The sequence below is a fragment of the Ruegeria sp. CDSC045 genome (genome assembly GCF_059610725.1).
Genome location: NZ_JBXWOE010000007.1, coordinates 184910 through 205681, shown reverse-complemented (window position 1 = coordinate 205681; position 20772 = coordinate 184910). Strand labels below are relative to the sequence as shown.

The following is a 20772-nucleotide window of genomic DNA, read 5'->3' as shown; positions in this document are numbered from 1 at the left end:
TTAGCTCTCGGAACTGCGCGTTGCGGTGACCATCGCAAGCAAATGGTCTTTTGTACGCCCAATATGTTGGGTCAACAGCGCGCAGGCTTCCTCAACTTGCCCATTCTCGGCCAGCGTCAGCAGTTGGCGATGGTCCTTTTTCGCGGGCTCGCGTTGTTCCATAACGCTCAGGTGCATACGGACATAGCGATCGGACTGTAGATTGATCCGTTGTAGTATATCATTGGTGATCCCACGGCCTGCTGCAGCGTAAAGCGCATTGTGGTATTCGTAGTTCAAACCACCCCACCGCCCGACATCATAGGCTTCGTAGGACGTTTCCATTTCTTCCAGAAACCTTTCGCATTCGGCAAAATTTGCTTCGGTCATCTGTGGAATTGCACGCCTGAACAGGTCGACCTCCAACATTATCCGCAGGTCAAATATCTCACCGATTTCTGACAGCGAATGTCTTGTCACCGCAGCGCCGCGATTGTTGGTCAGCTGCACAAGACCCTCTGCATCAAGCCGTTTTAACGCTTCTCGTATGGGCATGCGTGACACGTCATAGTCTTCTGCCAAGGCTTCTTGACGGATGGCTTCACCTTCTGCCATCTCACCGCTTAGAATACGCTCGCGCAGGTCATTTGTGATGACATCGGGCAAACTTTGCCTGGGAATTGCGCGGGTTCTTGGCATTGTTACAGTCTCTGCTGGTGTAATTTTGTATCCAAAATACAAAATAGACACCGATTTTCCAAGAGCCTTGCATTCACTAATGAATATAAAGTGTTGATTGATTTCAAGCCGCCTCGGCTGCCACAATAAAAATGGTCACGTTCTATAAGGATTAAACATGAAAGAGGATCGTATGGATAATCCGCGCTTTTTGCCAAAAGGCGCAATTTCCGTGGACGTTTCCTATGACGGGCCGCCCAAGGCCTTCTATTTTCTGCTTTTACCCAACACGACGATGCTGGCTTTCAGTGCCGCGATTGAGCCTCTGCGCATATCAAATCAACTGTCCAGAAAGCAGCTGTTCGAATGGTACGTGCTCTCCACCGACGGAGAACCCGTGACCTGTTCCAACGGCATACGTGTTCAGGCGGATCACTCGGTTCATGACCTGGAGAAGGGAGCGTTTGTCTTTGTGTGTTCCGGAACGCAACCGATGAGGTCTTTCAACACAAATGTCCTGAACTGGATTCGGCGCCAAAAGGCGCATGGATGTGAGTTCGGTGGGATTTGTACCGGTGCATTTGCCTTAGCAAAGGCGGGCGTGATCGGAACCAGAAACTTTACCGTCCATTGGGAAAACCGGCCTGGCTTTTGTGAGAACTTCCCAACAATGGAGCCGACCCAGAACCTCTATGAAATTGACGGGAAACTTAGAACATGCGGGGGCGGGCACGCCAGCACTGACATGATGCTTGAAGTTATCGAGGAATTGTTTGGAAACGCCTTGGCAAACAATGTTTCGGAAATGTGCCTGCACAGAAGGCTGGGAGAAGGCGGCAGCAAACAGGTATCGCCGGTTTCGGCGCTTTTGGGCACGCGAAATGCCAAATTGATCGAAGCGGTGCAAATCATGCGCGAAAATATTGAAACGCAGCTTAGCCTCGAGGCAATAGCGGATCAGGCGTCCCTGTCCCGGCGGCATATGGAGCGGCTGTTCAGGCAGCACACTAACATGTCGCCGGGACGGTTCTACAATGAACTCAGGCTGGACCGGGCTTTTGCCCTGTTGAATGAAACAAACCTGAGCGTTTCTGAGATAGCCTTTGCATCCGGGTTTTCCAGTACGGATAGGCTTTCTGTGCATTTCCGGAACCGATTCAGAATATCACCGCATAATTTCCGGCGATCCTGGTCCGAGGAAACCCACCCAGAATAACTGGATGAGCACCACTTGATAGGTCCCAGGGGCTATCCCTGTATAACGTTCTGACGTTGGACCCCCAGACCTTCGATCCCCAGTTCCATCTTGTCTCCAGGTTTGAGGTAAACCTGCGGATTTTGCCCCAGACCCACACCGGGGGGTGTCCCGGTCGAGATCACGTCGCCGGGTTGCAGTGACATGAATTGCGACAGGTGCGAGATCACCGCTGTGACACTGAAATGCATCGTTCTGGTCGAGCCATCCTGATACCGATGCCCGTTCACCTCAAGATACATTGGCAGGTCTTGGGGATCAGGGATTTCGTCCCGTGTCACCAGCCAGGGACCGATTGGGCCGAACGTATCTGCGGATTTACCTTTGACCCACTGACCTGAACGGTGCAGTTGAAAATCCCGTTCTGACAGGTCATTGATCACACAATATCCTGCCACATGGGCCAGTGCTTCATCCTCCGAGATGTATTTTGCTTCTTTTCCGATGACGACGCCCAGTTCCACCTCCCAGTCGGTCTTGACTGACCCGCGGGGGATTTCAACCGTGTCATCGGGGCCTATGATGGCGGATGTCGCTTTGAAAAAGACCACCGGCTCAGCAGGTAGGTCCATGCCGCTTTCGGCCGCGTGATCGGCAAAGTTTAAACCGATGCAGATGAACTTGCCGACACGTCCAACACAGGCGCCTATACGGCTGTCGGCATCGACGGGTGGCAGCGTTTCAAGATCCAGCGCGCGCAGCCGTGCAAGGGTTTCATCGCTAAGCGCTTCCCCAGCAATATCGGCGACGATCCCCGACAGGTCCCGGATAGTGCCGTCTTTATCAACTATGCCCGGCTTTTCCGCGCCTGCTGGGCCGTATCGTAGCAATTTCATTTCACATTCCTCATTTGCTTCAGATCGTCCAGCCGCCATCAATGGCAAAGGGCTGTCCGGTTGTGTATTTGCTGGCATCGCTGGCCAGATAGAGCGCAAGTTCCGCGATCTCATCTGCGGTTCCGATGCGGCCCATGGGTTGCCGCGCAATAAAATCAGTCATTGCTTTCTCGTAATCCCCAGTTGCGCGCAACCGGTCGTGCAAGCTGGGGCTGTCGACAGTGCCGGGGCAGATCGCATTGCACCGGATGCCTTGTGTGACGAAATCGGCTGCGATCGATTTCGTCAGTCCGATTACGGCGGCTTTCGAGGCGCAGTATGCAAACCTGTTTGGAACGCCCTTCAACGAAGAGGCGACCGAAGACATGTTGATGATAGACCCGCCACCATGTTCCAGCATGGTTGGCAGGGCACATTGGATCAGCTGGTACATCGATTTGACGTTCAGCTCAAAACTGAAATCCCAGTCACGTTCATCACATTCCAGAATGGACCCGCCAGCCACATATCCTGCGCAGTTGAACAAAACATCCAACGGGGGCGTGTCCGCGACGAAGGCCTGCAATGCCGCCGCATCGGTTACGTCAAGTTTTACCGACGTAACGCCTTGGATATTCTGCAACTCTGCCAGAGAGGTATCATTGATGTCGCTGGCAAAAACCTGTGCACCTTCGGCGGCGAACAATTCGGCTGTTGCACGCCCTATGCCCTGTCCCGCAGCGGTGATCAGAGCAGTTTTTCCAGCCAGACGGCCAAGGTTTTCGGATGATGTCATCATCTATTTCACTCTCCTTCTAAAATCCAAGCTTCGGGGAACCACGACGGCAAAATCCCATCGGCATACAGCCTCGGAAAGATCAATCTAGTTCCTGAGGTCATAGGCCTGGGCAGCATTACCGCCCCGTATCGCCTGATGCTCGTGTGGTGACAGACCGGTTAACAGCGTATCGGTCGCCTCGAGCCATCGTTCATAACTGCTGTTTAATGTGCAAACCGGCCAGTCGCTGCCCCAGATCAGGCGATAGGGCCCGAATGTGTTCAGCAGGTGATCCACATAGGGCTTCAAATCTTCTACCGTCCAATTCGCCCCGGCCTCGGTCACCAACCCGGAAAGCTTGCACCAGGCATTTGTATTTCGGGCCAATGTCGACATGTCTTCTTGCCAGCCCTCCATGACTCCCTCCCGGATCAGGGGCTTGGCACCGTGATCAATCACCGTGCGCATATGTGGGTGCCGTTCCAGCAGCTGTTGAAGCGGCCCCAGATGTCGCGGCAGGGTCAGCGCATCAAAGGTAAGGTTTGACTGTTGCAGAGCGTCAAAAGCCGGTGTCAACCCATCCTTAAGCATCCATAATGGGTCGGGAATGTCCTGAACCATGGGGCGCAAACCGACAAAAACCGGGTGGGCAGCCAGTCGTGCGATTTGTTCCGGTGCGTCGGCGGCCTCAAAATCAACCCATCCGACAACGCCTTTTATGAACGGGGCCTGCTCGGCGAGTGACAGCAGATATTCGGTCTCAGCAGCTGTCGGCGCAGCCTGTACTAAGACCGTACCGTCAATTCCCGCTCCTTTCAGCAATGGGGCCAGATCCGCGGGCGCGAAATCCGCGTAAATCGGCCCCAGATCCGGTGTCAGCCAGCCATAGTCTTCGCGCGCCAATGTCCAAAAATGCTGATGGGCGTCGATCTTCATCCAAGAACACCCTTTTTCAGGATGATGTTGCCATACAGCCGACGTTCGCCGGTTTGCACGATCGCAAAAGCTGTGGCCGCCCGGTCGTAAAAGGCGAAACGTTCAAGGCCCTGTATCGTGGCCGGGTGGTCCGCTATTTCGCTGATAATGGTCTGAAAATCGGCTATGGCCTCAGGTATAGCATCCGGATCGCCAACAACCTGCATGGTCAGGGCCGGGTCAGGCACAAATGTGTCCAACGGCATGACAGACAAAATAGCTCTTAGGATTTCGCTGGCGCTTGACCCGTCGGCACGTATGCAGCCCGGCCCAGAGCTGGAGCCGGGGAAATTCGCATCCGCAATCACGATTTCATCGCCATGCCCCATAGCGCGCAGGGTGTACAACAGGTCAGGCGACAGGATGGGATCAATATTACGCAGCATAGGCAGCCTCTCCGGGAAGGGGGGCGTCGGAACGGATCAATCCTTCCGAACACAGATCAGACCAAAGCGCAGCGGGGATTTGACGTTCGAGCAGGGCCGCATTGGCCTGCACCTCGGCAGCATTCACCGCGCCGGGGACAACGGTTTTGACGCAGGGATGGCCAAGGACAAATTGTAAGGCAGCAGCGATCAGTGGTGTATCATGGGCTGAGCAGACAGCCTCGATCTGGCGAACTCGGGCAAGGATGTCTTCGGGTGCATCAGCATAATTGTATTTCGCACCGGGAACAGCGCCGGTTGCGAGGATACCCGAGTTGTACGGCCCGCCAAGAATTATGCCCACGTCCCGCTTTTCGCAAAGGGGTAGAAAGCTGTCTAAAGCGTCTTGTTCCAAGAGGGTATAACGGCCTGCCAGAAGAAACCCGTCAAAGTCGCCCAAGCCCAATAATCTTTCGCAGACCTGCCATTCATTTACACCGGCTCCAATGGCGGAGATTTCACCGGCTTCACGAAGTTCAACCAGAGCTTTGTATCCGCCGCCATCGAACAGTTCCCGGATCTTGGCATCAGATGCCTCCTGACTGCCCTGACTGAACGCACAGACGTCATGCACAAGCAGGATATCGGCGCATGAGACACCCAACCGGTCGCGGCTGGCGTCGTAGGATCGCATGACCCCGTCATAGGTATAGTCGAAAACGATACGTTTCTGCGGCACATCAACAAAGGCTTCGGGTGTGACATGATGCGGTGCGCAATCCAGCAGCAGACGCCCGATCTTGGTCGAAAGTTGAATCTCTTCGCGTCCGAACCGGGCAATAGCCTGGCCAAATCGTTGCTCGGAGCGGCCCAACCCATATTGCGGTGCGGTGTCAAAAAATCGGATACCCAAATCAAAGGCTGCCTGCAGCGCAGCCTGCGCATCCTCGTCTGATACTTTGCGATAGAGATTCCCCAAAGGCGCGCCACCAAAACCCATCCGAGTCAGCGGAACGGGTCGCGCCGTGCGGCCATTTAGAAGCTCTGTTGCGGTAACTGTCATCCTGCCTCGCGTATTGGATGAGGGGAGTCCGTGAAAAGGTGGGACTGTTCCTGCTGCAAGCGTTGAATCCGAGGCATCAACTGCCCCAGATGACGTTGCATGGCGTCCTGTGCAGCTTTTTCATCTCTCTCAAGAACCGCGTTGAAAATGGCGCGGTGTTCGGCCAGCGTTTCCACCACCCGGCCCGGGGTGGGCAGCAGCAGCATTCGCGCTCTGGTCACTTGCAGTGAAACGGTTTGCGCGACGTCGCTTAACCTGTTGAATCCTGTGAATTTCATTAGCAGGCCGTGGAATTCTTCATCCGCCTCGTAAAAGCCGGGGACATCTTCATCTTCGATCAGCAGCTCTTGCAGACGCATGTTGCGGCCCAGTATCTTGCGCTGATCCTCGGTCAAATCGCGCGCGACTTTGGCGACCGTCGCAAGTTCAAGTGCTTCACGCAGGAACATGCCCTCGCGAATTTCGGACATCGAGAAATAGGATACGCGCGTGCCGGATTGGGGCACGACATCCACCAGACCCTCGGAAGCAAGTCGGGCAATCGCCTCGGTCACGGGCGCACGCGAAACGCCAAGGCGTTCGCATATCGGCGCCTTCCTGAGGTTGTCGCCCGGCGCGAAGTCCAACGACAGGATTGCATGCTTGATTGAGAGGTAAACGCGCTGAGACAACGAGCCCTCAGACGTAGAAATATCGCGCAGGTGCAGAGCGTTTATGTCCTGTGGTTTATTCATATTTGGTGACCTAGCATACTAACATGTTAGTTGACAAGTGCGTGCCCGACGATTAGCAGTCGGGATCAGCAAACAGGAAAATGATGCAACCAGATCAGAAAATAAAGGCTTCTCAGCCCGCAGCGCGCGATACAGTCAGGTTGAACCCGGACGACAATATCGTCATTGCACTCCGAGACCTGAAGATCGGCACGCAGCCTTGCGGGCTGAATGTCCCGCTTCGGGATCAGGTTCTGCGTGGGCATAAGATTGCTATTGCCCCAATTTCTGCCGGAGAAAACGTCATTCGCTATGGTCAGATCATTGGTCAGGCAAAGGCAGATATCGCAGCCGGAGATCACGTCCATGTCCACAATCTTGGTATGGGGGCCCATCAGCAGGACTATGCTCATGCGACCGCAAATACCCCTTTGCCGCATATCGACGAAGAGCGGAGTTTTCTTGGGTATCACCGGTCCGATGGGAAGGTTGGCACGCGCAATTATATCGGAATTCTGACGACAGTGAATTGTTCGGGTTCAGTAGCCCGGTTCATCGCCGAAGCGGCCTTAAAACGTGGGTTGCTTGATCCATATCCCAACGTGGACGGGGTGGTGCCCATCGTGCATGGCACGGGCTGCGGTATGTCGGCCAAGGATGACGGCTATGCTACGTTGATGCGCACCCTGGCCGGGTACGCCCAGCACCCGAACTTTGCCGGCATTCTGCTGATTGGGCTGGGATGTGAGGTCATGCAAGTGGCCAGTCTGGTTGATGGCCGCCCCATCCGCGAGGACGGTGCCTTGCGCTATATGACCATCCAAAACGAAGGCGGTACGCGCCGCACGATCGAGCGCGGGCTTGCCGAGCTGGAGGGGATCGCGCGGCTGGCCGATCAGGCGGTGCGCAAGCCCGCTCCGATCAGTGCGATTACGGTCGGGATGCAATGCGGTGGCTCGGATGGTTATTCCGGCATCACTGCCAATCCGGCGCTTGGATATGCCTCTGATCTGCTTGTGCGCCATGGCGGAACAACAGTCCTATCGGAAACCTCTGAAATTTATGGCGCCGAGCATCTTTTGACCCGGCGCGCAGAAACGCCGGAAATCGGCGAAAAACTGATCGACCGCATTCATTGGTGGGAAGATTACACCAAGCGCAATGGTGGCGAGATGGACAACAATCCAAGCCCCGGAAACAAGCGCGGTGGACTGACGACCATTCTTGAAAAGTCTCTGGGTGCAGTGGCCAAAGGGGGCACCGCCCCAATGCGCGACGTCTACAGGTTTGGCGAAATTATCGACAAAAAGGGCTTTGTCTTCATGGACAGCCCCGGGTTCGATCCTTGCTCAGTCACGGGTCAGGTCGCAGCGGGTGCCAATTTGATCGTGTTCACGACGGGCAGGGGGTCAGTTTCCGGATATCAACCCACGCCCTGCATCAAGCTGGCGACAAATTCGGAAATGTTCGCCCGCATGTCCGAAGACATGGATCTGAATTGCGGCGACATCGTCACTGACGGGGTCAGTATCGAGGCCAAGGGCGAAGAGTTGTTCGAAATGTTGATCCGTGTTGCATCGGGCGAACAAACAAAAAGCGAAGAGCTTGGTTTTGGGGGCGTTGAATTTGTCCCCTGGCAAATCGGCGCTGTTATGTAGCCGCAGATTCGTCAGAGGTAGGGGCAAAATGGGAGGAGAGATGGAAAAACTGGTCGAAATGAAGGGGATCGAAAAGTATTTCCCCGGTGTGCACGCGCTGAAATCCGTGCAGTTCGATCTGTTTTCGGGCGAAGTCCACGCGCTTATGGGGGAAAACGGGGCGGGTAAGAGTACGTTGATGAAAATCCTGTCCGGGATCTATCAGCGCGATGGCGGCGACATGGCCATTCAAGGCAAATCAGCCAGTCCCACATCCCCGCGTGAGGCTCAGAACCTCGGGATCGGGATCATCCATCAGGAACTGAGTCTGATGAATGATCTTACCGTAGCGCAGAACATCTTTATCGGACGCGAGCCCCGGAAACGTTTTGGTCGCCTGGACGAGGCCGCGCTGAACGCTCAAACCGCCGAAATCTTCGGGGCGATGAACCTGAATCTCGATCCCAAAGCGCTGGTCGGCGGGTTGACCATTGCCAAGCAGCAGATGGTCGAAATTGCCAAGGCGCTGTCCTATCGCTCCAAGGTTCTGGTCATGGACGAACCGACCGCGGCCCTGAACGACGCCGAGATTGCCGAGCTGTTCGTCATCATCCGCCGCCTGAGGGCCGAGGGGGTGGGGATTGTCTATATCAGCCACAAAATGGACGAGCTGAAACAAATCGCCGACCGTGTGACTGTCATGCGCGACGGTGAATATGTTGGCACTGTCGGTGCCAGTGACACGCCGATCAGCAAGATCATTGCGATGATGGTTGGGCGCGAAGTATCCGAAGACCCTCTGGATGTGCCGGACCTGAGCGATGCCGAGGTTTCTCTGGAAGTCGCAGGACTGTCGCGAGGCACGGATCTGAAAGATGTCAGCTTTTCGGTCCGGAAGGGTGAAATCTTGGGGTTTGCCGGGCTGATGGGGGCAGGGCGGACCGAGGTGGCCCGAGCAATCTTTGGCGCTGATCCCTTAGATGGCGGCGAAATCCGCGTGCATGGGCACCGCGTTCCCATCCGCTCACCCCAGGACGCGGTGCGCGCCGGGATCGGGTACCTGTCCGAGGATCGCAAGCATTTCGGCCTCGCCACCGGGATGAATGTCCGCGACAATATCGCTCTCGCTTCGATGGATATGTTCACCAGTGCTGCCGGGGTACTAAACGACGGCGAAATCAGCTCGACCGCCAAGGGCTATATCGCCCAGCTTGGCATTCGCACACCCTCGGATGTGCAAGAAGTGCGCCTGTTGTCCGGCGGCAATCAGCAAAAGGTAGTCATCGCAAAATGGCTTCTGCGAGATTGCGACATCCTGATATTTGACGAACCCACGCGCGGTATTGATGTCGGTGCAAAATCGGAAATCTACAAACTGCTCGAAGAACTGGCCGCGCAGGGAAAGACGATCATCGTGATCTCATCCGAATTGCCGGAAATCATGCGCCTCAGCCACCGCATCGCCGTCATGTGCGAAGGCCGGCTGACCGGAATTCTGCCCGGCGGAAACAACACCACTCAGGAAGACATCATGCATCTGGCCACCCAACGCACGGCGGCGATGCAGGTCACAGGGACAGCAACATGACCACAGCAACGGAAATAGACAAGAAAAAGCCCCTGGCGGGCCTGTCGGAAAGCGGCGCGTATCAAAAGCTGCTGGCCTTTGCCAGTCTCATCGCCCTGTTGATCGGCTTTTCGATCGCATCGCCGAACTTCATGCAAACCTCGAACATGATTGCCATTCTGCAGGCAACTTCGGTCAACGGCGTACTGGCCGTTGCCGCAACTCTGGTGATCATCACGGGCGGAATCGACCTGTCTGTTGGCACTTTGATGACCTTCTGTGCCGTGATTGCGGGCGTGGCCCTGACTTATCTCGGCATGCCCCTGCTTTTGGGTGTTGCTGCAGCCATTGCAGCGGGTGCGTTTTGTGGTCTGTGTTCGGGCACATTTGTGGCCAAAATGAAAATCCCGCCCTTCATCGCGACGCTGGGCATGATGCTGATCCTCAAGGGTCTATCGCTGGTTATCTCGGGCACACGACCGATCTATTTCAATGACACGCCTGGTTTCGATCAGATCTCGCGCGGGTCTCTGATTGGAGAAATCGTCCCCTCGGTACCTATCCCGAACGGCGTGCTGATCTTGTTTTTGGTCGCGATTGCAGCATCCTATATCCTCAGCCGCACTGTTTTGGGCCGCTATACGTTCGCTTTGGGATCAAACGAAGAGGCGGTCCGCTTGTCGGGTGTCAACACCGACGCCTGGAAGATGCGAATCTACGCGCTGGCCGGGGGAATTTGCGGCATCGGCGGCATCCTGATCGCCTCGCGCCTGAACTCGGCACAACCCGCTTTGGGGCTGGGATACGAACTTGAGGCCATCGCGGCTGTGGTCATTGGCGGAACCTCTCTGTCCGGCGGGCGCGGCACGATCCTGGGAACACTCATCGGCGCGCTTATCATGGCTGTCCTGACCAATGGGCTGCGCGTTCTGTCTGTCGCGCAGGAATGGCAGACCGTTGTCACCGGCGCGATCATCATTCTGGCCGTCTATGCAGACATGGCGCGGCGCAAAAAGACCGGGTGAACAATTTTTAGGACCAAAGAAGATAACGACCAACTGGAGGAGAATATCATGTTAACACGTCGTTTCGTTCTGGGGGTGCTCAGCGCAGCCACCCTCGCAGCTCCGGCCTCGATGGCCATGGCGGAAGAAATCTATATTCCGCTGGTATCCAAAGGGTTCCAGCACCAATTCTGGCAGGCGGTAAAGCAGGGCGCCGAACAGGCAGCCGAAGAGTTTGACGTCACAATCACATTCGAAGGACCGGACAACGAAACGATGGTCGACCGTCAGATCGACATGCTGGCCGCAGCACTGGCAAACAATCCAAAAGCCATCGGCTTTGCCGCACTCGACAGTCAGGCCGCCATTCCGTTGCTGAAGCAAGCAAATGACAAGGGTATCCCGATCATCGCTTTTGACAGCGGTGTCGACAGTGATATTCCTGTTTCTACTGCCACAACTGATAACCTAGCTGCAGCGGGGCTTGCCGCTGACAAAATGGCCGAAAAGATTGGTGGAAAAGGCAAAGTTGCAGTGGTAGCCCACGACCAGACCAGCCGCACTGGCATTGACCGCCGCGATGGATTTGTGAACCGCATTGCGGAAAAATACCCTGATATCGAGGTTGTCACCGTTCAGTACGGGCAGGGAGACCATCTGAAATCAACCGAGGTGACAAAAGCGATCCTCACTGCAAACCCCGATCTGGATGGTATTTTTGGCACCAATGAAGGCTCTGCCATTGGTGTCGTGAACGGGGTACAGGAATTGGGCACCGAAGGCCTTGTCATCATTGGCTATGACAGCGGCAAAGCCCAAAAAGACGCGATCAAAAGCGGTCTGATGACCGGGGCAATCACCCAGAACCCGGTTGGTATCGGCTATGAAACGGTTAAGGCGGCCGTCGCGGCGATGAAAGGCGAAGAAGTCCCGGCCCTAATCGACACCGGCTTTTACTATTACGATGCTTCCAATATTGACGACCCGAAGATCGCGGCGGTTCTTTACGACTAAGAGCCTGACAGCTTAATACGGACCGGTTCGCCCGATCGGCGGGCCGGTTTTTTTGTTTTACTGGGTTGCAACAATCATCTTTTCTGTTTGTGGCATTTTCATGCTATCCTCTACGGGTTATTTTTTTGATGTTTATTGAAGGTTGAAATTCCGGTGAAAAAAAAGCCCAGCAACAAGACCTATGTCCTGCGTCCCCTGGAAAAATCCGATCTTGAGACAATTCTGCCCTGGTTTCAAAATGTAGAGGATTTAGCCAAATTCGAACGCGTGTCCCGCATCCCTCTTAATCTTGCACAGACAGAGGAAAGCTGGAGCGACATGTTCACCGGCTCAGCCATCGGCCGCAGGTGTTGGTTCGTTGTTGAGAATTCGGCGGGAAAACTGGTCGGCATGAGCGGCCTCGAGGGGATATCGCCGATCAATCGCGATGCTGTCGTTGCGATGTTCGTCGATCATTCGGTGCGCCGCCATGGAGTTGGTATCAGGGCGACGGCTTTGGTCGCCGATTTCGCCTTCCGACAACTGGGGCTGAACCGGCTGACTTCGTATTATAGGGCGGATAATGTCAGCAGCAGAGACCTGGTTGCCAGACTGGGGTGCCAGATCGAGGGGTCGATGCGTCAGGCCTGGTTTGCAGATGGTCAATTTCACGATATGGTTGTGGTCGGGTTGCTGAGCAGCGATTGGTTCGAAAACCGAAATTCACTGGCGAAAGAATTGGGCGGTGAAACCATCGTTAAGCTTGGCAATAATGCCTCGGATTGCTGGTGTTGGCCCCCGCAAGAGACTGGGTCGGACTAAGAGACGTTATTACCAATCATTTCAAATCTTTTTTTGTTATACAAAAGTTAGGGTTCGTTCAGAACTCAGGAATCGAGTACCGCCAGTGAATACAGTTAACCCGAATTCATCAATCACTCAGAAGCTGGGTGCAGTCTTATTTGCAGATGTCGTCGGCTATTCTCGCCTGATGAGTGAGAACGAACTCGACACCTACAACGCTTTGAAGACACTTCTATCGCAGATCGAAGCCGCATGCGCCCGTTATCAGGGGCGTGTTGTCGAAGTGCGCGGTGACGGCATCCTGGCCCTATTTGAAACAGCGACCAGCGCGGTCGAATTTGGTGTTGAGCTGCACCAAATTTCTGCCCAGCACAACGATTCAGGATCAGATCAACAGCAAATCAAGTTTCGCGTTGGCATCCATCTTGGAGAGATCCTGATAGATGAGCGTGGAATTCATGGCGACAACGTCAACATTGCAGCGCGATTGCAAGAAATTGCGGAACCCGAGCGGGTCTATGTCAGCTCTGCGGTGTATGATCAGGTTTGTAACCGGTTGCGGTATGGGTACGAATTTCTTGGTCCGCAGCATCTGAAGAACATTCTTTCGCCGGTTTCAACCTACTGTGTCCGCAGCGAGGTTGCCGGTGCTACTTTGGCGGGCACTATGCGTCCCGACGCTATTGTCGATCTGTTGGAACGCCCGGACACTCCGTCGGTCGCTGTGCTACCGTTCAGCATCAGCGGTGGGGATGAGTCTGACGGCTGGATTGCCGATGGTCTGACCGACGACATCATTCTGAACCTTTCCAAATTCAGAAACCTTTTCGTCATCGCCCGAAACTCATCATTCTTCTTCAGGGCGCAGTCCATGCCACCGAAGGAAGCCGCAAGAAAGCTGAATGTCCGGTATATCGCCCGTGGCAGTGTGCGTCGCTCTTCCAGTCGAATCCGCATTACTGCGGAACTGGTCGATGCAAACACTGAACGCACGATTTGGGGTGAGCGGTTTGATCGAAACATTGACGATATATTTGATATTCTGGACGAGGTGACTGAATGTATCGTCGCGGCCACGGCCGTAATGATCGAATCCCATGAGCGCCAAGTTATGGTTCAGGCCGTTCCTTCAGATCTAGAGGCATATGGCTCTGTCCTGCAGGGGCAGCAGCACATCTTCAAATACACGCGCAACGACAACCGCAAGGCACAGAATTTCTATCAATCTGCGCTGGAACGGGACGGCAACTATGCCCGTGCCGCCGCCGCCTTGTCCCGAACGTTGAATCTGGATTGGCGATACTCGTGGACCGAAGATCCAGGCAGTGCTTTCGAGCAGGCGCTGTCTTTGGCACAGCGGTCGATCGAATTGGACCCAACAGACGCACGGGGATTTGGCGAGCTGGGATTTGTCCATCTGTATCGCAAGGAACATAGTGCGGCGCTACAGTCTTACCAACGTGCTTTGGCTCTCAACCCCAATGATGCGGATATGCATTCGGATTTCGCCGATGCGCTTGCACATTCGGGAGAAAATGAGACCGCCATCACGCATCTGCAACAGGCCATGCGTCTGAACCCGTACTTTCCGGATCAGTATCTCTGGCACCTCGGCGGCGCCTATTACAATCTCAGGCGCTATGAAGATGTTATCGAAACCGTCAACAAGATGAACAATCCGACCGAGGGTCAACGGATGCTGGCCGCCAGCCATGCGCAGCTGGGCAACATGGATATGGCACGTATGATTGCTGAAAAGCACCGCGCCGCACACCCGAACTTTTCTTTGTCACGCTGGGCCAAGGTGCTGCCCGACCGTCTGGAAGACGACACGCAGCACTTTGTCGAAGGGCTGAAAAAAGCGGGATTTTAGAACGGAAAAAGGCGCGAGAACCCGCGCCTTCTTTGCTGACTTTGTCCGAAGATCAGTCGCCGCCGCGTACTTTGGCTCCGCTAACCTTGGCGCCACTGACCTTGGCTCCGCTGACTTTCGCGCCACTGACCTTGGCGCCACTTACTTTGGCACCGCTGACCTTTGCACCGCTGATAGCAGGGCTGTCAAAGCCAAAATAGAGGTCTAGAAGAACCTGTTCGAACTGGCCTGTCGTGACATCCATTCGCATGGTCTGATCGGACTTATCATAACTCCAGAACTTGATACCGTCAGCGACCTGATAGTCCGCCGCCGCAACACCGCCGATCGAAGGATCCGTGGGCGCGCGCGAGGCCTGGTTTGGTGGCTCGCCCTTCTTGGCGACGTCTTGACCATTGCCGTGAACCAGGAAAATCACCGGCTCGGGCAGGTCGTAATAGGTGCCTTCATAGGCAAACCCGTAAATCTTGGCAAATTTTGCTTCGTCATTTCCTGAACTCGCGAGTTGCTCATCAAGATGTTTGTTGTTGCCTTTGCCTCTGCTTTTCTTTTTCGCAGGGTCGTAATCCAAATCGTCGATAACTCTGCCGTAAATCAACACTTCCGAAAAACTGAGCAAGGATTCCGCCATAAACTCATCTCCCAAATATGGGTTCATCACCCGAACCCCCTTCGATTAAATCCCGAGGATGACCGCATCGGTGTCTCCTCAAAAATCACCCCGCCTCTAAATGCCATAAATCTGCCGAAAAAAAAAGAATTTTGCTGTCATCAGTCTGGAACCTGCGTGCGGACGGAGTGTGCGTGACTGTCTTCATCGGGATCCGGCAGCCGCGGACCGGCAGTTGCCACCCCGATATCACGCATCCGAAAGTTTCCTTCGATGATCCGCCGGAAGGCACCCCCGGTAATTTCCTGATCCACCGCCAGCATGGCCTTTTCGACACCGAAATAGCTGAGCATATCGGCGTCCAACATGCTCCAGGCGTCGGCCAGATAGGTGCCCAGGAAATCGCGCGCCTCAAGAAGTGCTACGCGGAATCCATCAGGGTTTTCGGCATATCGCTTGTCAAAAATACCCTGCATGACCGCGCTGTAATCGGGTGAATCCTCTAGCTGATCGGACAGATCTTCCTCGGCCTGTGTGATAAGGTCATGAACCAACAGGCGCTCATGATAGATGTCCACCAAAATGTCGAACATTGCACCTGTCAGTGGCTCGGAAAGTGCATGTTCACTGGACCATCCGGCAGCGAATTCCGATAGTGACCGGTTGTTTGCGGCCGTTCTAATCTGTGCATTTTCCGAAAGCTCGGCAAAGCGATTCAGCCGGTTGAAGCTGTAGAGATTGCCTTTGGTGTTTTCCAACAGCGCCTCTACCACCGAGCCAAAATGCAAAGAGGCCAGAAGCGCCACCATATCGGCGGCTGATTCATGGAACCCGTAATATTCACCCGAGACATCTCCGTCGGTGGGCATGCCCACGACGCTGTAAATGATTGAGTGGCCGATTTCATGTGCGACCACGTCGAAATTCAGGCTGTAGGGGCGATATTCGTCCCCGTGTTCGTGGGTGCCCCCGGTTTCAAGGAAACCCCAACCGATATGCGCATTGTCCAGGCTTGGCAGCAGCGACAGTTCCAGTCGGTCAAAATCGCGGGAGAAATGCCATGGGATTGGTCGGTCAAAATAGCCCTGCCAGACATCCATCGTGAAATGCGCCGAGCCAAACAGATGCGCTGCCTCAAAAGCCGGGTCCGACGGGCCAATATGGATAAAGTTACCGAACTCATCAGGCATTGCCGGGGGATGGATATATCCGTTCCAGGGCGGCAGATACATTCCCGGACCATCCGGTCCGGGCACGATGGCCCCATAGGGTGTAGTCTTTCCGACAGGGTTAACCGTGTACATGCGCGGACCCGATGGACCTGGGCCGATACTGCCCTGCGGGGCCGATATTTCGACTAGCTCAAGCTGTGGGTCCTCTTCCAGAAAAGGGGATTGCGGATACAGCAGAAATCGCGTTCCAGGCTCTTCTTCATCAAGGTGATCTGGTAAGTTCACAATACCCCCCTTTCAGGCCACGCCTCGGATCCGCCTTGGGGCGGCTAGTCAACGGTACTATTTAATCCGGCATCCGCGTGACAAAACAAATACTCTGCTTCTATCAAATCAAAAAATGCTTCCCGCCCGGCCAATCCAAGTGAAACTGCATATGATTCAAGATCATCCGGCACTGGTTGGTCAAGCTGTGTTTCAAAATACCACATAACCATAGGTAGGCGCCTGCTTGCGGGACCGCCTCGGGCAGTCAATGATTCAGCTCCCCTTTGTGCCTTGCGATGGGCACGATCCCGCAATTCGGCATAGCTCCCGTCACGGCGCAACTCGCGCAAAAGCGATGTCTCAAGGACCGAAGCCCGAGAGGTAATATGGCCGTGCACCCGAGCGGCATCGGCCAGCATCGCCTCGTATTCCTCGACACTCAGATCATTCTCGTCCAGCCATGCCATCAAAGCGGCGCGGCGCGACAGGCCGGCTTTTTGCCGGTGCGCATCCATTTGTGCCATCAGGGCAGGGCGGTCAGGCTCTTCATCCCGCCGATCAGCCTCTTCCCGCGCCAGCAGAGTCAGCGCGGCCCGTTCACGCAGCCGCGTATACATGTCCGGGTTCAGCCTGACTTCGTCGATAACCGCCTGATCGGCCTTCTGATTGGCATCCACTCGGGCACGCAGCCCTTTCCACATCAGCGTTTCTTCGGTCGGTTGCTGCGTCGCCGGGAAGGGTAGGTCGTTTGCCAGATCTTCGGCCATACGCCCAAGCATCTCAACGGCATCACGCGCTTTTGCATCGACCTTGCCGTTTGGCAGCCAGTCCACAAAACTCTGGATATCAGAAAGCCCGTTCAACGCGTCAATTATGTTGGGCCAACTGCGCTGACGATAGTTCATGCCTTTGGCAATCCGCAGAACCTCTGCGGCACGTTCAGCGACCAACATGCCTAGATTTTGCGCCTCCTCAACCGTTGCTCGGACCGAGACCATGGGCTCGCTCAATGGCAAATAGCCCAATTCTGCTGGGCTGTGCAGGACCGCAACTTCGTCGTCATCCTGCAGGGTTTGGCTGTAGAAATCCTCAAAGATTCGACCCACGCCGATCATACCGAAATCAGCCAACTCTGCCGCGCGCAAAGCACCCATGCTGGCACTGCCATAAACGGGGATTCCCTGATCCATGGCCCAAAGAATTTCTTTGTGCCAGACCGACGGGACGCCCTCAAAAAAGCCGTCTATTATCCCGATCGCACGCGGACGATCACGTGCCACGCGATATACGTCCCCCTGCCGGACCGGGGGCAAGATCACAGGGTCCAAGCATTGGGCCACAGCATCGGCTGTCAACGTCGGGCCCACAAAAATAACGACACTCATCCGTATGTTTCCATTACACGCTGCGCGCGTTCCCCGGCGATATAATCGGGGTCGTCATGAGGCGCTTCAAGCCCAGGTATGACAGCTCGGACAACGGCGATCTCATATTCCGGGCGCGATAGATCGACCGTGATCACCTGCGAAATACCTACAGTTTCGAGGCGGGTAGTCAGCAAGTTCAAATCCTCTTGGAATGATCCGGTGGCATATGTCGGAGCATTCGAAAAATCCTGCGTCGCGTCCGAGCTGTCAATCTGATTGCTAATATAGGCACATCTTTCGGTCTGCGCCTGGTCAGTAAACTCTTCTGGGTCCAGATCATCACGCGCGCCAGAGATATAGGTGAGGCGGGTTTGTGCCGCTTCGGTCAGGGCCCGCAACAAAGCAATGGCGCGATCTGGATGGCAGCCATCACCGATACCGATGTGGCCGTTCTGCCCGTCCGGCTCGCAGATCGTACAGCGGAAACAGGCGATTCCGATGTCCGAGGTGGTGTCCCAGATGCCCAGGTTCAGGCCCGCTGCCTCAATCATGCTTATTGCGTCCTTGCACCTGTCATCATCGATAGTGTCTGGGTGGATCCGTGCTGGCGCGGACTGAAATTGCCACAGTGTGGTGGCATCGCGTTCGATGAGTTCAAAGATCGCATGGCAACTGGCTTCAAACAGGTTGTTGCCGGATGCCAAACCATTTGTCGTTCTGGGAAAGGCTACCTGCCCAGCCATCGGCAAAGACGTATAATCGGTATCGACCATCTCCATTGGAACCCAACGGGCGCAAGCGGAATTCAAATCCCGACCCTCTACCCACAATCTGTTCGCATCAGGATCAAATCGGCCACCAGTTACCCGAGGTAGCTTATCAACATCCACCACCGGCGCATCGCGCGCTATATCGGTAAATCGTGCCAGACGTTGAGGCGCCGTTACCCGTTCCGCGTGCCAGCTTTCGATCGCTTCCATAACCCCCGACGCTTGCGCGGCCGGGACTGACAATCCCTTGCCGAGCGACACCGAAACCGATCGGGAATTCGGGCGCGCAACCATGACCGTGGGCAATCCGATACGATCCAGGCCGGTTAAGTTCGCAATTCGAGTAATGCCCATTTCACGCAAATAGGGCGTTACGATTTCCAATGTTTGGCTGGGGCTTCGCAGGCGATGAGTATCAAGCACATATTGCTTTTCCGATACGTCAGACATGATGCAACCTTGCCAAAAACAAAAGAAATTGGCCACCAGGCGAAAATACTTGCCGGTGACCGGATCAGCTCAGGATGGGGGATGATTTCATATGGGTCAACTCTGCCGCCCATAATTGTCTCAACACGACAATCTACTTGCTGGACAATGATAAGCGCGGGCTGAACCAACTGTGTCCAGCAGCCAGCACCTAGAATCGAATTGCAGCAACGATATTCAAAGGATGTCGCATTATTTTAACATAATCTTCATTCTGCGGTATTTATTGCGAGACCGGAAACCCAAAATGTCTCGAAAAGCTGTCAGAAGCGCGCCTTCTTTCGTGCGAAGGTCCCAGAGCAATCGGGAAAGTTGCTCTATTGGGTCTAATTTATAAAATATAATCAATGCAATACACTGAACTATGGTGCGGGTGGAGGGACTTGAACCCCCACGCCTTGCGGCGCCAGAACCTAAATCTGGTGCGTCTACCAATTTCGCCACACCCGCACGACCAGCAGCAGCTGCCGGAATGCCGCTCAATAGCAAAGCTTTTGAACGAGTGCGAGAGGGAAATTGTAGTTTACACGAAGAATATTGATGCCCGTTTCAGAACAAACCCAACCTCTGCTCAGAGGCACCACACAACCCGAAAACATATGAAAGACCGCACGAGCACATCGACCGGAAAGGCCAATGGGCTTGCAGCTGGCCAAGCTTTGCCTGACGCCGCCTAAAACAGAAATCTCGTAGACCAGGCAGACCCAAAATAAGACTATGTGAAACCTAGCGTCCTGTTAAAATTCACCATTGATGAACCTGCCAAATCTAAACACCCTCACGTTGTGCCGTGTTGTTGTTGCCTTTCCCGAAAGCGCACTTTGTTTGGGCGATGGATTCTGTCTCATGACAAGATTTTGCCGAATATGGAGCTGACCACATGTATGTAAAACTATAATTTAATAAATAGTTACACCCCATTTGGGGGCCAGTTATCAAATTCGGCTCGCTGTGAACTTCAGCTGATATGCTCATATTTCTATACGCTTTTTAGTTTAGTAGTGGGCCCGGGCAAGTCCGCAGCCATACTTGCGCCACAATTCAAACGCCAAAAAATCTTATTCGCGTCAAAATAAGACCGCCTTGCCAGTAGTTGATGGGTGGAAAGGAGTTAATGAGTCTTTTGCCTTCGGGCGTCTTACCAGTTCGTTCGCTCAACTCCAGTACAAGGGTCTTTACCGTGACCAACATGATGAACTCTGCATCTGCCGAGCAAGACGCGATTGGTCTTGCACGCGAAAGTTTTCTTGGTGAACTCAAAACCCTGAATCGCGAACACCCGAATACCGGGTTTGGCATCTCGCTGCGCACGCATTCTGGCGGGCATTATTTGCTTGCCAATTCTCGAATGCCTCTGCCCGAGGTCAAATCCCAGGGTTTCCCAACAGGGCGCAGTGTTGCGTGCCTGGAAAATAGCGACTGCTTCAGCTCGATCGAAGTGCTGGCCGATGCCCGCGCATATGAATCGATCACACCAAGCGCCGAAGCCGCAATTTTGGGCAACGCCCTGAACCTGATCGCCCGGATCGATACGCTGACCAGCGCACCTCACGGGCAGATCGAACCTCATATCGCCGCTACAGGAACCGGAGGCTAAC

Annotated in this window: 19 protein-coding genes and 1 tRNA gene; 8 read left to right on the top strand and 12 right to left on the bottom strand. The window is 54.6% G+C overall.

Annotated features, from left to right (window positions below):
* A complete protein-coding gene (locus AC2FH6_RS13980) occupies window positions 1–678 on the bottom strand; it encodes a GntR family transcriptional regulator (RefSeq protein WP_496701866.1) in 678 nt (225 codons plus the stop codon).
* A 157-nt stretch (window positions 679–835) separates the two neighbouring features.
* Between AC2FH6_RS13980 and AC2FH6_RS13975 the strand changes: the two genes are divergently transcribed.
* The gene (locus AC2FH6_RS13975) at window positions 836–1873 is read left to right on the top strand and encodes a GlxA family transcriptional regulator (RefSeq protein WP_246097212.1); all 1038 of its coding nucleotides are present in this window, start codon (window positions 836–838) and stop codon (window positions 1871–1873) included.
* A gap of 32 nt (window positions 1874–1905) precedes the next feature.
* On the opposite strand, the gene AC2FH6_RS13970 is transcribed toward AC2FH6_RS13975, so the two are convergent.
* The 6 genes from AC2FH6_RS13970 to AC2FH6_RS13945 form a co-directional block, all read right to left on the bottom strand.
* Window positions 1906–2748 (bottom strand): fumarylacetoacetate hydrolase family protein, encoded by an 843-nt coding sequence (locus AC2FH6_RS13970; RefSeq protein ID WP_496693755.1) that lies wholly within the window; start codon window positions 2746–2748, stop codon window positions 1906–1908.
* Window positions 2749–2767: 19 nt separating this feature from the next.
* Window positions 2768–3526: an SDR family oxidoreductase gene (locus AC2FH6_RS13965; RefSeq protein ID WP_496701870.1), complete on the bottom strand. Its 759-nt coding sequence runs from the start codon at window positions 3524–3526 to the stop codon at window positions 2768–2770.
* A gap of 84 nt (window positions 3527–3610) precedes the next feature.
* The gene (locus AC2FH6_RS13960) at window positions 3611–4441 is read right to left on the bottom strand and encodes an amidohydrolase family protein (RefSeq protein ID WP_496703197.1); all 831 of its coding nucleotides are present in this window, start codon (window positions 4439–4441) and stop codon (window positions 3611–3613) included.
* Window positions 4438–4866, bottom strand: a complete 429-nt coding sequence (locus AC2FH6_RS13955; RefSeq protein ID WP_142636301.1) for an RbsD/FucU family protein — start codon at window positions 4864–4866, stop codon at window positions 4438–4440. The genes AC2FH6_RS13960 and AC2FH6_RS13955 overlap by 4 nt, the downstream gene beginning before the upstream one ends.
* Window positions 4856–5908 carry an aldo/keto reductase gene (locus AC2FH6_RS13950; protein WP_496703195.1) on the bottom strand — a complete coding sequence of 351 codons (1053 nt, stop codon included), beginning with the start codon at window positions 5906–5908 and terminating at the stop codon, window positions 4856–4858. The genes AC2FH6_RS13955 and AC2FH6_RS13950 overlap by 11 nt, the downstream gene beginning before the upstream one ends.
* Window positions 5905–6642: a GntR family transcriptional regulator gene (locus tag AC2FH6_RS13945; RefSeq protein ID WP_281995093.1), complete on the bottom strand. Its 738-nt coding sequence runs from the start codon at window positions 6640–6642 to the stop codon at window positions 5905–5907. Before AC2FH6_RS13945 ends, AC2FH6_RS13950 begins: the two co-directional genes overlap by 4 nt.
* A gap of 83 nt (window positions 6643–6725) precedes the next feature.
* Between AC2FH6_RS13945 and AC2FH6_RS13940 the strand changes: the two genes are divergently transcribed.
* From AC2FH6_RS13940 to AC2FH6_RS13915, 6 genes are all read left to right on the top strand, one after another.
* Complete coding sequence (locus AC2FH6_RS13940; protein WP_496703234.1) at window positions 6726–8279, top strand: UxaA family hydrolase; 1554 nt, start codon at window positions 6726–6728, stop codon at window positions 8277–8279.
* Window positions 8280–8319: 40 nt separating this feature from the next.
* Complete coding sequence (locus tag AC2FH6_RS13935; protein ID WP_496703194.1) at window positions 8320–9846, top strand: sugar ABC transporter ATP-binding protein; 1527 nt, start codon at window positions 8320–8322, stop codon at window positions 9844–9846.
* Window positions 9843–10850, top strand: a complete 1008-nt coding sequence (locus tag AC2FH6_RS13930) for an ABC transporter permease (RefSeq protein ID WP_496697017.1) — start codon at window positions 9843–9845, stop codon at window positions 10848–10850. The genes AC2FH6_RS13935 and AC2FH6_RS13930 overlap by 4 nt, the downstream gene beginning before the upstream one ends.
* Window positions 10851–10898: 48 nt before the next feature.
* Complete coding sequence (locus AC2FH6_RS13925; protein ID WP_271948847.1) at window positions 10899–11843, top strand: ABC transporter substrate-binding protein; 945 nt, start codon at window positions 10899–10901, stop codon at window positions 11841–11843.
* A 153-nt stretch (window positions 11844–11996) separates the two neighbouring features.
* Window positions 11997–12644, top strand: a complete 648-nt coding sequence (locus tag AC2FH6_RS13920; protein ID WP_246097210.1) for a GNAT family N-acetyltransferase — start codon at window positions 11997–11999, stop codon at window positions 12642–12644.
* 85 nt (window positions 12645–12729) lie between these two features.
* Entirely contained in the window at window positions 12730–14499 is a 1770-nt protein-coding gene (locus AC2FH6_RS13915) for an adenylate/guanylate cyclase domain-containing protein (protein WP_281286267.1), read from the top strand.
* 52 nt (window positions 14500–14551) lie between these two features.
* Here AC2FH6_RS13915 and AC2FH6_RS13910 read toward each other — a convergent pair whose 3' ends face one another.
* The 5 genes from AC2FH6_RS13910 to AC2FH6_RS13890 form a co-directional block, all read right to left on the bottom strand.
* Window positions 14552–15157, bottom strand: coding sequence for a hypothetical protein (locus AC2FH6_RS13910; RefSeq protein WP_496691609.1), 606 nt, complete (start codon window positions 15155–15157; stop codon window positions 14552–14554).
* Window positions 15158–15270: 113 nt separating this feature from the next.
* On the bottom strand, window positions 15271–16566 hold the full coding sequence (locus AC2FH6_RS13905) for a gluzincin family metallopeptidase (RefSeq protein ID WP_496691610.1): 1296 nt from the start codon (window positions 16564–16566) through the stop codon (window positions 15271–15273).
* 44 nt (window positions 16567–16610) lie between these two features.
* Entirely contained in the window at window positions 16611–17933 is a 1323-nt protein-coding gene (locus AC2FH6_RS13900) for a TfuA-like protein (protein WP_496703192.1), read from the bottom strand.
* The gene (locus tag AC2FH6_RS13895; RefSeq protein WP_496703190.1) at window positions 17930–19135 is read right to left on the bottom strand and encodes a YcaO-like family protein; all 1206 of its coding nucleotides are present in this window, start codon (window positions 19133–19135) and stop codon (window positions 17930–17932) included. The genes AC2FH6_RS13900 and AC2FH6_RS13895 overlap by 4 nt, the downstream gene beginning before the upstream one ends.
* A 404-nt stretch (window positions 19136–19539) precedes the next feature.
* Window positions 19540–19624, bottom strand: a tRNA-Leu gene (locus tag AC2FH6_RS13890).
* Between the two features lie 664 nt (window positions 19625–20288).
* Between AC2FH6_RS13890 and AC2FH6_RS13885 the strand changes: the two genes are divergently transcribed.
* Window positions 20289–20771, top strand: coding sequence for a hypothetical protein (locus tag AC2FH6_RS13885; protein ID WP_246097206.1), 483 nt, complete (start codon window positions 20289–20291; stop codon window positions 20769–20771).
* Window position 20772: the final 1 nt, after the last annotated feature.

Coding starts and splice junctions, on each gene's coding strand:
- AC2FH6_RS13895 (WP_496703190.1), bottom strand. CDS start 19,135: ATGTCTGACGTATCGGAAAAGCAATATGTGCTTGATACTCATCGCCTG.
- AC2FH6_RS13910 (WP_496691609.1), bottom strand. CDS start 15,157: ATGAACCCATATTTGGGAGATGAGTTTATGGCGGAATCCTTGCTCAGT.
- AC2FH6_RS13960 (WP_496703197.1), bottom strand. CDS start 4,441: ATGAAGATCGACGCCCATCAGCATTTTTGGACATTGGCGCGCGAAGAC.
- AC2FH6_RS13970 (WP_496693755.1), bottom strand. CDS start 2,748: ATGAAATTGCTACGATACGGCCCAGCAGGCGCGGAAAAGCCGGGCATA.
- AC2FH6_RS13925 (WP_271948847.1), top strand. CDS start 10,899: ATGTTAACACGTCGTTTCGTTCTGGGGGTGCTCAGCGCAGCCACCCTC.
- AC2FH6_RS13930 (WP_496697017.1), top strand. CDS start 9,843: ATGACCACAGCAACGGAAATAGACAAGAAAAAGCCCCTGGCGGGCCTG.
- AC2FH6_RS13975 (WP_246097212.1), top strand. CDS start 836: ATGAAAGAGGATCGTATGGATAATCCGCGCTTTTTGCCAAAAGGCGCA.
- AC2FH6_RS13965 (WP_496701870.1), bottom strand. CDS start 3,526: ATGATGACATCATCCGAAAACCTTGGCCGTCTGGCTGGAAAAACTGCT.
- AC2FH6_RS13950 (WP_496703195.1), bottom strand. CDS start 5,908: ATGACAGTTACCGCAACAGAGCTTCTAAATGGCCGCACGGCGCGACCC.
- AC2FH6_RS13885 (WP_246097206.1), top strand. CDS start 20,289: ATGAGTCTTTTGCCTTCGGGCGTCTTACCAGTTCGTTCGCTCAACTCC.
- AC2FH6_RS13900 (WP_496703192.1), bottom strand. CDS start 17,933: ATGAGTGTCGTTATTTTTGTGGGCCCGACGTTGACAGCCGATGCTGTG.
- AC2FH6_RS13935 (WP_496703194.1), top strand. CDS start 8,320: ATGGAAAAACTGGTCGAAATGAAGGGGATCGAAAAGTATTTCCCCGGT.
- AC2FH6_RS13940 (WP_496703234.1), top strand. CDS start 6,726: ATGCAACCAGATCAGAAAATAAAGGCTTCTCAGCCCGCAGCGCGCGAT.
- AC2FH6_RS13980 (WP_496701866.1), bottom strand. CDS start 678: ATGCCAAGAACCCGCGCAATTCCCAGGCAAAGTTTGCCCGATGTCATC.
- AC2FH6_RS13945 (WP_281995093.1), bottom strand. CDS start 6,642: ATGAATAAACCACAGGACATAAACGCTCTGCACCTGCGCGATATTTCT.
- AC2FH6_RS13955 (WP_142636301.1), bottom strand. CDS start 4,866: ATGCTGCGTAATATTGATCCCATCCTGTCGCCTGACCTGTTGTACACC.